Source organism: Campylobacter hyointestinalis subsp. hyointestinalis, from assembly GCF_013372145.1.
GTDB classification, from domain to species: Bacteria; Campylobacterota; Campylobacteria; order Campylobacterales; family Campylobacteraceae; genus Campylobacter; species Campylobacter hyointestinalis.
The window spans coordinates 1,230,925-1,244,934 of record NZ_CP053827.1 but is presented as its reverse complement, the minus strand read 5'-3'; the positions used below and the strand labels follow the sequence as shown (position 1 = coordinate 1,244,934).

The window sequence follows — 14,010 nt, the reverse complement described above, 5'->3', positions numbered from 1 at the left end:
AAACCTTATTTACAAATAAGTGCTAAAATGTTATGAATTTGACACATAAGGAGAAACGTGAAAAAATTATTATTTTTGGTTGTGGCTATATTTATGACACTGTTTTTAAATGCAAAGGAGAGCGATATGAGAAATTTAAAAGATATATATCTAGCAGGAGGTTGCTTTTGGGGGACACAGGCGTATTTCGATAAGATACGAGGGGTTATAAAAACCGATGTTGGATATGCAAACGGTAAGAGCGACAAGACTGATTATCGCTCACTTCATTACTCAGGTCACGCCGAGACTGTTCATATAACATTTGATAAAAACGTAGTGAGTTTGGCTGAGATCTTGGCCCATTATTTTAGGATAATAGATCCATTTTCAGTAAACAAACAAGGAAATGACGTCGGTTCGCAGTATAGAACCGGAATTTACTATAATGATAGCGGTTTGGAAAATGAGATATTTGAATTCATAAAACACGAACAGACAAAATACGATAAAAAGATCGCAGTAGAAGTAGAGCCGCTTAAGAATTATGTTTTGGCTGAGGAGTATCATCAAAAGTATTTGGATAAAAATCCGGGCGGTTACTGCCATGTGGATCTAAGCCTTGCAGATAAGCCACTTTATGATGAAAGCAAATTTAAAGTGCCTTCAAAAGACGAACTTAAGGTAAAATTGTCCGATCTACAGTATGCAGTAACTCAAGAAAAATCTACGGAAAAACCTTATAGTAGCGAGTATGATAAATTTGATAAAAAAGGAATTTACGTAGATATTGTGAGTAAAAAACCGCTTTTTAGTTCAAGCGATAAATTTGACGCAGGGTGCGGCTGGCCGAGTTTTACGAAGCCTATCACTACTGACGCGCTTGAATATAATCGCGATTTGAGTCACGGTATGGAGAGAGTGGAAGTCACTTCGAGCCTTGCTAATAGCCATTTAGGTCATGTTTTTACTGACGGTCCAAAAGATAAAGGCGGGCTAAGATACTGCATAAATGGCGCTTCTTTGAAATTTATACCGCTTGAAGATATGGAAAAAGAAGGGTATAAGGATTATATAATCTATGTTAAATAAACTAGTATCAAATTTAAAGACAATTTAACTAACTTAGATAAAATACTCGGCTAAAAATTAAAATTATAAGGAAAAATATGATGAAAGATATGGGCGAGCCTAGAATTAAAATAGTCGCTATGCCTAGTGATACTAATCCTGCTGGAAATATATTTGGCGGATGGATTTTATCTCAGATCGACCTTGCTGGCTCAATAGCAGCTAGAGAGTTAGCGCCGACTCGTGTAGTGACTATATCTATGAAGGAAGTCATCTTCAAAGAGCCTGTTTTTATAGGAGATATAGTGAGTTGCTACGCAAAAGTCATAAATGTAGGAAATACATCTATAACTACCGCTGTAAAAGTGGTGGTTCAGCGCTTAAATGACGGTGGTTTCTTAGAGTGCGTACCGGTAACTACAGCTGAGGTTACTTACGTAAGCGTTGATAAATTAGGCAATAAAAAGCCGATAAGCACTGAGTTAAAAAGACTTCACGGTTTTTTAAATTAAATTTATACTCAGTCAGTTTATAGCTGACCGAATTTATCTAGTTACTCGCTCTTTATTAGCTTCCATCTCGCTTTGCGCTCTAAAATACTGAGCTTCAAATCCACTTCTATCTATCTTTTCTCTATATGAATTATTAAATTTAGATATCAAATACATAAGTATAAATGTTATAGGTATAGAAAATATCGCTAGATCGACAACCGCTGCTAGCCATATAAATCCGTCTTAAAATGCGCCTTTTGCGGCGAGATTTTTCAATATATCAAGTAAAAAAGCATAGGCAAATTTACGCTTGCGGCTATAGCAAAAGCAAGCTATACCATAAATGCTACATTTTATATTTTAAAACTATACTTAAAATGATATCAAATTTAACTTGATTAAGCAGTGATGAGCTAAGTATGAAAGATTACGCAAAGCTTCAAAAAGGTTTGCAAGATTTTTATAGCGGAATAGTCGCAATGTCTTAAGATGATAGCTGCGCTTGGTGCAAATCCGCTCAGATATAAGGCTAAAACAGATATTGGGGCGTTGGAAACTAAGATAAAAGCATTAGGTTCAAGCGTTACTAAAACAAGCACCGCTATGCTGGGTATCGGTACTGCTATAACTACTGGGCTAAAAGGCTCACTCACCTTTTCAAGATCTATTAATTTGATTTTTTCTAGATGTTTTTATCTCTTTTTGTTTTAAGATTAAATATATCGTAGCAAGAAGCTATAAATTTAGATATAAAATTTGCAATACAAATATTACTTAAGGTAATAAAATATTATATTAAATAAAAAAGAATATGCTTTTATTGAATTATTAAAATAAAATGTATAAATTTGGAGCTTTATAAGAATTAGCCAAATTTATATGAGTAAATTTGGCCATTTGAGTTATTCTACTTCGTTTTTAACTTCGGCATTGCTTTTTATAGCTGATCCTGAGCCGTGGATAACTGTAGGCATACAAGACGTGCAGATATCTACATTTTCACCTTTGTGAATTGCTTGGATAAACACGGCGTTATCGTCGCTATCTAGACATATGTTGCAATATACTTTATCGTTTTGTTTCATCATTTTTCCTTTCGATTTTTGTTATTTTACTATATTTTATAGAAAAATAGTTGAGCAAAATCAAGCTATCTTTATGCTATTTTTGATAACTTCGAAATCATCATTTTGGTTTGAATGAGTAAATATGATCTCTACTATTTTCAATAGCTTTTTAGTAACGCCTTGGATCAAAGCAGTATCATTCATAAGTGAGGTAGCCATCGTATTTGATATCTTTTTTCCGCCTAGCAGTGTGTCTAGAGCTAGTTCATCATTGTTATAATCATTGTAAATTTCTTTTAATTCTTTTAGCTCAGTTTTTAGATCGTAGTCATCTTTTAAATTTGCCATTTTAGCCATAATCCTTAGACTTTTTAAAAGTTTTATCCTGAGTTTGTCATACTCGGTTTTTATGTATGGATTGTTAGAAGTGATAAATTTATATACGTTTGGTTGAGAGTTTTTTATATCTTTTAACGCCTCTGCAAGTAGTAGCGCGACCCTGCGAAGATCCATAAATTTACCCATATCTTCTTTTTTAGAATTAGAGCTAGCAAGCACTGCAAAGTCTATGATCTGACTATAAATTTCTTTAAATCTATTGTTATATAATTCATCGAAATCCATTTTTATAGGTTGTTGTCTTGATCTTATGACTTCTTCTGGGCTTAAAGGCGAGTTTATATCTTCTTTACTTATACTTATGGATTTTGCGATGATTGAGCTTGCGTTTGAGTATAGATGTTTTACTTCTTTTACTAAAACTTCTGTTGCGCTGTCGCTAAATTGCGCTGAATCTTCGTTTAGATAATAAGCCGTATCTACCTTACTTCTTTTATGCTCTGATTTTATAAATTTATTTAAAAGTTTTTCCATCAAATTTGTTAAAGGATAAAAAAGTAAAACCCCAGTTACATTAAAATACGTATGAAAAATAGCCAACTTGATAGTATAATCATCATCTCTTACACCGGCTATTTTCGCTGTTTCATCTGTGATAAATATAAAAAAGTTGATAAAAATGATCGTTATGATAGCACTTGTAATATTAAATATCACGTGGGCTACTGTTAGCTTTTTACCCTCGCTATTTGCGTTAAACGAGCCGATGATCGCCATTATAGTGCTTCCTACATTTGATCCTATGGCTATAGCTACTGAGTTTTCATATGTGATCTGATTTACTCCTAGGGCGGTTATGGCTAATGTTAAAGTTGCGTGTGAGCTTTGCATTACCACCGTCATTATCAGTCCTATTAAGGTATAGACTAAAAGTCCAGATACGCCGCTCATAGCGTACTTTGAAAGATCTATTGTATCTTTTATATTGTCAAATCCTGACTTCATATATGCAATACCTAAAAACAGGAGTCCTATGCTAAATAAAAAATATCCGCAGCCTTTTATTTTGTCTGATTTATTGAAAATAAAAAGCATACCCACTACGATAAGAGGCATAGCGTATGAGGCTATATCGACTTTTAGCCCAAGTCCTGCAACTAGCCACGCTCCAGTTACTGTTCCTAAATTTGCTCCATATATGATAGCAAGACCAGAGATAAGGCTTATAAGTCCAGCACTTAAAAATGATATAGCAAGAACGCTAACTAGGCCGCTAGATTGCATTATAGCAGTTGTTAAAAGTCCAAAACTAAAGCTAGATATTTTGCTACTAGTGGCTTTTTTAAGAAAACTTTCGATCCCTGCAAACATAGAAAAACTGTTTTCTAAAACTATCATAGCGTATAAAAATATACATACGCCAAAACTTATCACCAAAAAACTTTTACTTATATACATAAGAGCGCATAATACTAGTAAGAATAGGAAAAATAGGATTTTATTCAATTTTTAAGTCCTGTAAATTTGATTTTTTCTAAGTAGTAAATGAGTAAAAAACATAACGAAAAATAGCTGAAAAAATAGTCCCACAAAAGGTATCAAAGACAATGCGTAAAAAATTAGAGCGACAAATTTAAACTCAAATCCACCGTCTTTTCTCATCGTAAGTTCAAAACTAAGCTCATCAAGTGAGTTTGAAGCTACGTCTATCAGCATAAATTTATAAAAAAGATAAAAAAACGGTACGTTTATGATAAATAAATTTAGAAACGGAACAAATAAAAAAGGTATTGTTATCAACAATATAAGTATAAATTTAAAAAATACAGCTAGGGAGATTTTTATCACCTTTGTGGTGCCTACTTGAGACTCTAATTTTGTGTTGTAGTATTTTTGATCTACAAATTTAGTTACGATAGGAGTTAAAAATCCTGCGATTATAGCTGCTATCATCACACTTAGAAGTATTCCTAAGAGTCCGCCTAGTGTGTAAAATATGCTCATTACAAGTATTCTAGTAATATCAGATGAGAGCAAAGAGACTAAAAAACCGTGTTTTGTTTCGTCTATAAATGAAAAGTCTGTGCTTATAAGGCTCTGTTTTAGCAAATCAAATAGTTCATTTGCTCCAAATATCAAAACAAGACCGATTACTAAAAGTGATGATATAAATGGTAAAAGCGAAAGTAAAATGAACTTTTTTTTAAAAAAGTCATTTAGACATAGGCTGAGTATCTTTATCATTTAGCTTTTTCATATCTTTGCTGAAGTGTCTTGTAGATCTCGTTTGGTGAGTGTAAACCAGAGTTTAATATCTCGTTCATTATGACGTTATCTTCGATACCGTTCCACTCTTTTTTATAAAGACCTTGTTTGTATCCGTTGTCTTGACGGAATTTATTTAGTACATTTTTGCCCATATATACTTCAAAAAGCTTTTCTAAATTTATCCCGCATTTTAAAGCAAGTCTAAAGTAGTCTTTTAATAGATCAAAAAAGTTAATATCAAAACCGCTACAACGATTTATGATGACTTCTATATCATTTATGATCTCATATATATTATACTGTTTGATACCATAAGCGTCTTTGCAAAATTCGCTAAATCCACTACAAGAGCTTATGTCTATAGCTAAAGTATGGATATCGCCAAGCTTGTTTGTGTGGTAATTTTCAAGCCCTAAACTCATAATAAAATGCCAAATATCGACGATCTCGACTATAACGTTTTCTTCGTTTGTGGGTTTATTTATGGATTTCCAATGTTTCCAAGCAAAGCTATCAACTAGCTCAGCACACTCCATATAAATGCAGCGTTTCCAGCTGATGAGCTTTCCTTCGCTAGTTGTTCCATCTTCCCAATTTTTACCGTTTGTTTCATCGTTCAATTTTTGCTGGAGATTTAACATCTCCTCGACTAGTTTTATGTATTGCATAAATTTACCTTTTATTTTTTAGAATATTATATAAAAAATATTCTAATAATAAGATAAGTTTAGTTAAGCATAAATGCTAAAGCTTTGGAGCTGTTTTAGTATCTCATCAAATAAATTTTTAGAGCTTTGCAAAGTCTTTTCATCTGCTTTATTTTGTTTTAAAAGATTGTCAAATAGATCTAAAACACTGCTGCTTATGGCATTTTTTTGATTTTCATTTTTTATCTGCGGAAGATCTTTTTTTATAGAATTTGCTAAATTTGTTATAGCGTCATTTGAAAAAGGAGCGTTCTCATTTGTTTGTTTTATGAACTCATCGATCTTAGGTGCGATATCTTCTAGCGCTTTTGCGATCTCTGATTTGTCTTGCTGGCTTAAACCGTTGCTTTTAAACTCAAATTTATATCCGAAATGACGGCTTAAAGTAAGCTCTGAGGTTTGGGTATTTTTATCACTTTGCTTTTTGTATTCTAAACTTTTGTTGTCGTACATAGATAAATTTATCTCATCGCCCGAACTTGTTTTAAACTTAAAATCAAAGTTATTTAGCGATGATCTTGTGTATGAATTTGATATCATTGTTGCTCCTTTAATCCTTATAAATCGGTATAAAGAAAATTTGATTAAGTGCTTTTATGATAATATAAAATAAAAAAAGGTCTGATCTATGGATGAAAAGATAATCCAGTTTATAAAACAGATGAATTTACTTACTCTTGGAGTTATAAATGAAGGTGTGCCTTATCTAAGCTCTTGTTTTTATGCTTATGACGAGGAAAAAAATTCTCTTTTTATCGCTAGTTCTAAAGATAGTACGCATATAAAAGCTATATCAAATTTAGATAAAGTAGGAATTTGCATAGCTTTGGATACAAAGATAATAGGTATGATAAAAGGAGTTCAAGCAAGTGGCGTCATATCTTTAGGGGATGCTAGAGCTAAAACTGTTTATTTTAAAAGATTTCCGTATGCGCTGCCTTTAAATCCAGATATTTATGAGATAAAACTGAGCTGGGTCAAATACACTGATAATGCGCTAGGATTTGGTAAAAAACTCTACTGGTCAAAAGATCAAATTTAAAATATCATTTACCTTTTTATCGACGTCTTTTATATGAACCGGTTTTAGTAAAAAGTCATAAGCACCTTGTTCAAGAGCCGCTGTTTTTAGGGTGTCATCAGTGCTTGTAGCTATGATAGGTATAGTTGAGAGATACTTTATAGTTTGTATGTTTATAAGAAATTCTATACCGTTCATTATGGGCATATTTAGATCTAGGATTATCAAATTTGTATCAAATCTTTTTTCTAGGATACTTAAACCATCTAGTCCGTTTGTCGCTTTTAAGATCCTGCTTACATTTGGATTTCTCTCAAGTATCAACTCAAATAGTTTTAAGCTGACAGGATCGTCGTCTATGATTAAAACATTGATTTTTTTCATGCACCCCCCCCCCATAGACTTGTACGCGCTGTCATTTAGAACTCTAATTTTTTTCATAAATTCCCCTAGTCTTTCGCTACGATCGGTTTTATTTTTCATCATTTTGTTTTATGATGCAAATATCTTGATCTTCTGTTCTAATGCATAAATTTACTATCGTTTCTAACTGTGTTTTGCTTATGTTTGATTTTACTATTTCATCAAATTTATTTCTAAGATCATCTTTTAAGGTGCTGTTTGGATCTACAAAAAGTATAGTTATGGTACCTATGTGGTGCTTTTGCTTGGCGCGATTTATCATTTGATAGACTTCATTTTCATTGAAATTTGGTATTTTATAGTCTATAAGTATGATCTTATATGGGCTATACTCTAGTCTTTCTTTAAATTCTTCAAAGCTATTTACCGTATCTATATTTTGACAAAAACCAGATATCGCACTGCTAAATATCTTGTTTTCGATACTGCTTTTTTTAAAGAGCAAAACATCTCGTAGGTTGAACACTTCCATATTATAGTTGGTTCGTATCTTTTTATAAGGTTTGATAGGAGAAACTAAGATATGCGTTATCGTTTTATCAGGAATAAAGTTGTTTAAGGTCTTTATAATATCGCTTTTATTTATAGGTTTTGCTAGAAAAGCATCAAATATATCATCTGCTAAATTTGTGCGATTTACCTTTACGTCGTAATTTGCCATAGCGATCATAGGGGTATGGTTGCCTTTGTCTTTTTCGTGCTCTCTTATCTTGGTTGCAGCTGAAATTCCGTTCATTATAGGCATATTTAGATCCATAAATATAAGATCATAACTGTTATTTTTGGCTTCCAAAACAGCCTGTTCGCCGTTTTCTACCATTTTTACGTTACATATATTTGAAAGAATTTCTAAAATAGCTTTTTGGTTTTGCTCTTCGTCTTCTGCTATCAAAATATCTGCATTAAATTTGATATCTTTAAATGATTTTTCTTCCTCTTCTTCATCTTTTATCAAAAGATTTAGAGCGTTTATCATTTTTGACAATGTTACTGGCTCGCATATAGTGGCTGATTTTTTGAGACTCATCGATCCTTGAGCTAAGCGCTTGTTTGGCACACTAACGATAAGCTTTTTATCTTTGAGATCTAAAGGAATAGCATAATCTTTAAGTCTAAGTAAGACTATATCAAAGTCGCCGACTTGGCTTGAATTCGTAAAAAACGTGACATTTACTCCTAGATATTCTAAGTATTTGTGGATGAAGGAGTTGTAGATATCTGCTCTATCGTTTGTCAAAACAGCTATTTTTATGTTTTCAAACTCGGATTTGTGTGCAGGTTTTTTCTCTATGTTTTTAAATTTAATGCTAAAGTTAAACTCTCCGCCGCCATTTAGTAAAGATTTAGCTTCTACTTCTGCGCCCATCATACTTATATAGTTATCTGCTATACTAAGTCCTAGTTGGGTATTGCTATATGCGTTTTTAGCACTATTTTTTAAAGATATGAAATCATCAAAAATGTTACCTTGTTTAAGGGCTTCAATATTTGTACCGTTATCTTTTATGCTGAAATTTATGATTGTATAATCATCTGTTTGTTCAAATTTTGTTATCTTTACTATTATTTTTCTGTTTTTATGGGCAAAGTTGATTGTTCCTGATATTAAATTTGCCAAAGAGTCGTTTAGTTTTTCTATATCGCCATTTATCTTATATGACAGTGCAGGATCTATAAAAGCGTTAAAATCTACATTTTTTTCACGTGCTTTTTGTGCGTAAATTTCAACTATATTTTCAAATTCTTTTATCGGTATAAAGTCGTTTGGTTGCATGGTTATCTCATCATTTTCTATCCTAGATATGCTTAGTAGATTGTTTATAGTTTTTAAAAGATCATTGCTGCTTCTTTGAATAATGTCTATTATTTCGTTATCTTTTGCGGAAAGTTTGCTGTTTTTTAGTAATTCTATGAAGCCTATTATGCCATTTAATGGCGTTCTTAGATCATGAGACATATGCGATAAAAATATGGATTTTGATCTGCTTGCGTCAGGATTTTTTGACTCTTTGTATTGTATCTGATCTAGTGCGTTTTCTATGACTTCATACGCTTTTTGTAGTCCTTCATTTGAGTCTAGATCAAGCTTTACATCTTTGTTTTCGGATTTTATGATATTTAGTATATTGTTTAGCTTTTTTAGGCTTATTTTGATCTTGATCCTCATCTTATAAGCAAGTATCAAAAATAATACAGAAAGTAGCCAGACTACTGATGAAATCAGTAAATTTAGTAGATACTCGTTTTTAAATTCATTGATACTGCTTATTATTTTTTCATCTACTAAGTTTATTATATCGCTATTTAAGAGTAGTTTTTTGTTCATAATCTCATGCCATTTTTGAGCATCTACTGAGTAGTTGCCTATATAAGACTCTCTGATGATCGCAGATGCGAAGTTGTTTGCGGTCATATATAAATTTATAGTATCTGTGCTGCTTAGGATAGAGTTTATTTTAGCACTTAGCCTATCATCTGGGATATAAAACCCAAGAGGTCTTTCTTTGTTGAACATCTCAAGCCAAATTTTTAATTCATTGTTTCCCATAGGTCTGCTGATCATCAAAAATCTAGCCACATAGTCTCTTTCTAGGCTTAGTAAATTTGCTTCTTTATAGAGTCCTGCGTAAATATCTAAAAATATGGCGCCTTTTGGGGAGATACTATAATCTTTGAGATTTTCCATCTCTTTTTCTATGGTTTTATTTATCTTAAAGTAGTATTCGAAAAAAAGATCGTCTATTTTATAGTCGAAATTATCTATTTTATTTCTTATAGAAGAGATATTTACTAGCTGTTTTTTTATCTCTTCTACTTCCTTATCCGTAGCTTGTAATGAGTATTGTCTTAAAAAGCGTTTTATGGCCAAATCGGTTTTAGTGCGTTGCTCAAATATAGCTTTTTTATTTATTTCATTATCTCTTTGTATATAAGAAGCATCGATATTTCTCTCAGCATTTAGCTCTTTTGAAACTAGTAAAAGATTTTGTGCTGTCTCAAATTTGGCTCTTAAATTTTCTATATTTTTATAATTATTAAATGCCTTATATATGTAAATACTTGAAAAAGCAAACAAAAATAGAAGGGGGATAGTGCTTATAAATCTAAATATATTTGTCGTGCTAAATATCTTTTTCATGTAGCCCTTCTTTCATGATATTTTCTAGCTGAGTGATAAAAAAATTATATTTATCCAAAGAAAAACTTGAGTTTTGATTGTGGATGGATATCTCTAGCTGCTTTAGCGTCCTAGTAAACTCATCGAATTTTAACGCTTCGCAAAGAGGAAATAAAGATCTTGTTATCTCATGAACCGTTGTTTCGTCTTCAAGTAACACTGCGTCGCAAAGTTTGTCGTAGCAAATTTTTGCATATTCTAAAAAAGAAAGGACGTCTTTTTCAAATTTATCCATACTAGGGCTTACTAAATTGCCAAGTTTTATAAGCCATTCTTTAGATAATTTATACTTGTCGTTATGCTCTAAATCTAAGGTTTTTGATCCGTCTTTTGCTATGCCGATATCTGGAAGTCTAAGCTCTGGTAGAGCGCGGATAGGGAGATCGCATTTCATTCCGTCTTTTGTTATGCTGACTTGATATAGATAATCATCGTTGTCTTTTAGGAGTATGATATCTACGTCTATATTTATGTTTATGACTTCGGTGCTATCAAGTTTTAGCGCTATATTTTGTAAGTTAAACTCTGGATGATTTACTATGAGATCTATAAAATGTACATTTTGGTTGTAAATGATGCTTTTTTGTACAAAGAAATCAGATATGTCTTTATGGTTTTTAAAAAACGTGTCTATATCATTAAAACCAAACAAATTTAGAGTTTCTCTACTCATACCTATCAATTCAAACCCGCGGTTATATAGCACCATAAAAATTCCTATTGAAGAACGTCTTTTTGAATTTTAACTAAAAAATAATTTAAACAAGCTTTTAATGACTTCTATATTTTATTTTTGCCAAAAATTTTTGTCGCCGTACTTTTGTTTGTGACTTTTTGTATCTCTTCAAAATCAGCTTCGTAAATTTTTTCAAAATTTCCAAAATAATCTAAAAGCTTTTTTATGCTTCCTTGGCAAACGCCTAAATTTACAAGTTCGCTACTTGCTAAGTCAGCTTTTTTTCTGCTGTTTTGATGAAAAGTTATAGCAAATCTATGCGCCTCATCACGAAGTTTTTGAAAAAATTGTAATTTTTTATCGTTAGGACTTAAGCTAAATTTGGCTGTTTGTGTATAAATTTTATCATTTGCACTGCCTTTGGCTCTGTGTGCTTTAGCATCAACTTTTTCTTTTGAAATAGCCACTATATCTACATTTGCACCGCTACTTGAGATGATGTTATTTGCTAGTCTTAAGAGTGCTTCGCCGCCATCTATCACCCAAAGATCTGGCGGACTTAGTTTATCAAATCTAAGAGCTCTAGAAGTTAGCATCTCATTCATCTGATCATAGTCGTTTGAGCTTTTAAGATGAACGTGGCGATAATGCTCTTTTTTAAAATTACCATTTTCCCAAGCAATCATACCACCAACTGGTGCTTTTCCAAACAGATGAGAGTTGTCGAAACATTCGATTTTTAAAGGTAAGTTTGAAAGCCCAAAGTACTCTTTGATTTGCTCTAAAAACTCGTAATTGTGAGTCTTTAAATGCTTGTCGATAAAGCTATCGCAGTTTTTAAAAGCTACTTCGCAGATAGACCTTTTATCGCCTGTTTTTGGAGTGGATATTTTGAATTTTTTCCCATGTAAATTTGATAAAATACTCTCTACTAGCTCCATATCTTCAAATTCTGCATATGTATAAATTTTTACCGCATTTACCGGGATTTCATGCGGGAATGCTTCTAGGATAGCTTGTTTATAAATGCCATTTAAATCCGTATTTTGCATATCTTTAGCAGGAGTTATGCTGTGGTTTGCAAAAGCGACTTTCCCATCTCTTATAGAAAATCTTACGACGCACACAAACCCATTTTTAAATGAAGCAGCTATCACTTCAAAATCCTCTAGCTTAGCGATATCTATCTCTACTTTTACGCTGATATCTTTGATGGTAAGTATCATATCTCTTAGTTTTGCGGCTTCTTCGTAGTTTTGATTGGCTGCAAAATTATTCATTAAATTTGAAAGATTTTCTATAAGCAATTCTGGATTTTTTAGTTTTTTTATAGCGTTTTTTACTATTTTTGCATAGTCTTCTTTGCTTATGGCGCCTATGCAAGGAGCGTAGCATCTATTTATCTGATGAAACAAACAGGCTTTTTTATCTTTTAAGCAAGACTTTTTTTGTACGAGTTTAAACTCAAGATACAACGCTTCTAGTATCTCTCTTGCGCCTTTAAAAAACGGTCCGAAATACTTGATATTTTTGCCTTTTACTATCTTTCTAGTTATCTCAAAGCGTGGAAAATCGCTACTTAGATCCACGTATATATAAGGATAAGTCTTATCATCTCTAAGAAGTATGTTGTATTTTGGTTTGAGTTGTTTTATAAAGGAATTTTCTAAGATAAGAGCGTCAGACTCGCTATTTGTCGTGATCCATTCTATGTGAGTTGCTTCGCTTATCATTTTTGTTATACGTGCGCTAAGGCGAGCATTTGGAGCTAGAGTAGGTGTAAAACTAAAGTAGCTTTTTACGCGGTTTTTTAAGATTTTTGCTTTGCCTACGTAAAGCAGTTTGGAGTTTGCGTCAAAATACTGATAAATTCCAGGTTTATTTGGTAGGCTTTTTAGCTCATCTTTTAGCATTTATAAGTATCGCTTTTCTAAGGTTTTCAAAGGCTTCATATATCTCTTTATTTTTTGCTAAATTTAAAAAATTACCGTCTGATTTTTCTATGATTTTGCTATTATTTGACCATTTAACTTCTTTAAATTTAACTATTTTGGCTATAAAAAATTTGATTTCATTTATCTCTTTTAAATTCGAGTTTGGATTAAATTTGACGTACTGTTTTAACAGCGATTTTATTTGATTTATGTTATTATCATTTTTTAGCTCTTGGAGCGCCAGCGGATGGGTTAGGGCGATGTACATTATGTTTTGTTTTTGATAAGCGAATTTGATAAGCGAAGCTTTTGATCTGCCTAGCAAAGACAGCAAATTCCTTAATTCGCGGCTTGTTTTTAAATTTTTATACAAAGGATTTTGTAAAATATGATCTATAATCTCAAAACTTTTCATAAAGCTATTCTAGCATTTTTTTTATTAATTTTTCTTACTTCTTGCGGTTATAAAGCAGATCCGTGGTATGGAGTAGAAGATGGGAATACTACAAATAGTAAAACTATAAATTCAAAGTAGTTGATTTTTTAATCAAAAACTCAAACTACCAAAGCGATTTTAAAGCTTTAAGTGATAATCTAAGCAATATCTTAAGTGATACACAAAATATAAGCACAAGGGGAGTTTTTAACGCTTTAAATGGTGGTGGCAATCTTGACAACCTTTTAAATGCTAAAAATGCGATAAACGAGCAATTAGGATATATCTATAAAGCTGATTTTAAAAGCTCAAGCGACTTCATAAACCAAAAAGCACTAAATGAAGCAAAAGACTTAATAGAAAGCGAAATAAACAGTGCTTTAAAAAATGATGAAAAACTTATAAATTTATATAAAA

At 32.1% G+C, this 14,010-nt stretch carries 14 protein-coding genes and 1 pseudogene; 4 read left to right on the top strand and 11 right to left on the bottom strand.

Features of this window, described 5'->3' with window-relative positions:
• The first annotated feature begins 93 nt into the window (after positions 1-93).
• Both msrB and CHHT_RS06405 read left to right on the top strand, forming a co-directional pair.
• Positions 94-1,071, top strand: a complete 978-nt coding sequence (gene msrB, locus CHHT_RS06410; RefSeq protein WP_370510344.1) for a peptide-methionine (R)-S-oxide reductase MsrB — start codon at positions 94-96, stop codon at positions 1,069-1,071.
• An 80-nt stretch (positions 1,072-1,151) separates the two neighbouring features.
• Positions 1,152-1,562 (top strand): acyl-CoA thioesterase, encoded by a 411-nt coding sequence (locus CHHT_RS06405; RefSeq protein ID WP_034963388.1) that lies wholly within the window; start codon positions 1,152-1,154, stop codon positions 1,560-1,562.
• A 33-nt stretch (positions 1,563-1,595) separates the two neighbouring features.
• On the opposite strand, the pseudogene actP reads toward CHHT_RS06405, so the two are convergent.
• Positions 1,596-1,876 (bottom strand): annotated as a pseudogene (gene actP / locus CHHT_RS09325) (cation acetate symporter); the annotation flags it as partial.
• Between the two features lie 157 nt (positions 1,877-2,033).
• Between actP and CHHT_RS06395 the strand changes: the two are divergent.
• Positions 2,034-2,255: a hypothetical protein gene (locus CHHT_RS06395; protein ID WP_034963248.1), complete on the top strand. Its 222-nt coding sequence runs from the start codon at positions 2,034-2,036 to the stop codon at positions 2,253-2,255.
• A gap of 191 nt (positions 2,256-2,446) precedes the next feature.
• Here the strand turns inward: CHHT_RS06395 and CHHT_RS06390 are convergent, their stop codons facing one another.
• From CHHT_RS06390 to CHHT_RS06370, 5 genes are all read right to left on the bottom strand, one after another.
• Positions 2,447-2,629 (bottom strand): hypothetical protein, encoded by a 183-nt coding sequence (locus tag CHHT_RS06390; protein WP_034963246.1) that lies wholly within the window; start codon positions 2,627-2,629, stop codon positions 2,447-2,449.
• A 60-nt stretch (positions 2,630-2,689) separates the two neighbouring features.
• On the bottom strand, positions 2,690-4,408 hold the full coding sequence (locus CHHT_RS06385; protein ID WP_172506190.1) for a Na/Pi cotransporter family protein: 1,719 nt from the start codon (positions 4,406-4,408) through the stop codon (positions 2,690-2,692).
• A gap of 51 nt (positions 4,409-4,459) precedes the next feature.
• Complete coding sequence (locus CHHT_RS06380; RefSeq protein ID WP_034963242.1) at positions 4,460-5,194, bottom strand: EI24 domain-containing protein; 735 nt, start codon at positions 5,192-5,194, stop codon at positions 4,460-4,462.
• A complete protein-coding gene (gene dut, locus CHHT_RS06375; protein ID WP_034963241.1) occupies positions 5,191-5,886 on the bottom strand; it encodes a dUTPase in 696 nt (231 codons plus the stop codon). The genes CHHT_RS06380 and dut overlap by 4 nt, the downstream gene beginning before the upstream one ends.
• A gap of 63 nt (positions 5,887-5,949) precedes the next feature.
• On the bottom strand, positions 5,950-6,465 hold the full coding sequence (locus tag CHHT_RS06370; protein WP_034963239.1) for a hypothetical protein: 516 nt from the start codon (positions 6,463-6,465) through the stop codon (positions 5,950-5,952).
• Between the two features lie 88 nt (positions 6,466-6,553).
• Here CHHT_RS06370 and CHHT_RS06365 point away from each other — a divergent pair, with 88 nt between their 5' ends.
• Complete coding sequence (locus tag CHHT_RS06365) at positions 6,554-6,967, top strand: pyridoxamine 5'-phosphate oxidase family protein (protein ID WP_034963237.1); 414 nt, start codon at positions 6,554-6,556, stop codon at positions 6,965-6,967.
• On the opposite strand, the gene CHHT_RS06360 is transcribed toward CHHT_RS06365, so the two are convergent.
• From CHHT_RS06360 to CHHT_RS06340, 5 genes are all read right to left on the bottom strand, one after another.
• Positions 6,950-7,387 (bottom strand): response regulator, encoded by a 438-nt coding sequence (locus CHHT_RS06360; protein ID WP_255199056.1) that lies wholly within the window; start codon positions 7,385-7,387, stop codon positions 6,950-6,952. The genes CHHT_RS06365 and CHHT_RS06360 overlap by 18 nt on opposite strands.
• 31 nt (positions 7,388-7,418) lie before the next feature.
• Positions 7,419-10,508, bottom strand: coding sequence for a response regulator (locus CHHT_RS06355; RefSeq protein WP_034963232.1), 3,090 nt, complete (start codon positions 10,506-10,508; stop codon positions 7,419-7,421).
• Positions 10,492-11,256, bottom strand: coding sequence for a hypothetical protein (locus tag CHHT_RS06350; protein ID WP_034963230.1), 765 nt, complete (start codon positions 11,254-11,256; stop codon positions 10,492-10,494). Before CHHT_RS06350 ends, CHHT_RS06355 begins: the two co-directional genes overlap by 17 nt.
• Before the next feature lie 71 nt (positions 11,257-11,327).
• Complete coding sequence (gene uvrC / locus CHHT_RS06345; protein WP_034963228.1) at positions 11,328-13,136, bottom strand: excinuclease ABC subunit UvrC; 1,809 nt, start codon at positions 13,134-13,136, stop codon at positions 11,328-11,330.
• Positions 13,123-13,572 carry a hypothetical protein gene (locus CHHT_RS06340; protein ID WP_034963226.1) on the bottom strand — a complete coding sequence of 150 codons (450 nt, stop codon included), beginning with the start codon at positions 13,570-13,572 and terminating at the stop codon, positions 13,123-13,125. The genes uvrC and CHHT_RS06340 overlap by 14 nt, the downstream gene beginning before the upstream one ends.
• Between the last annotated feature and the right edge of the window lie 438 nt (positions 13,573-14,010).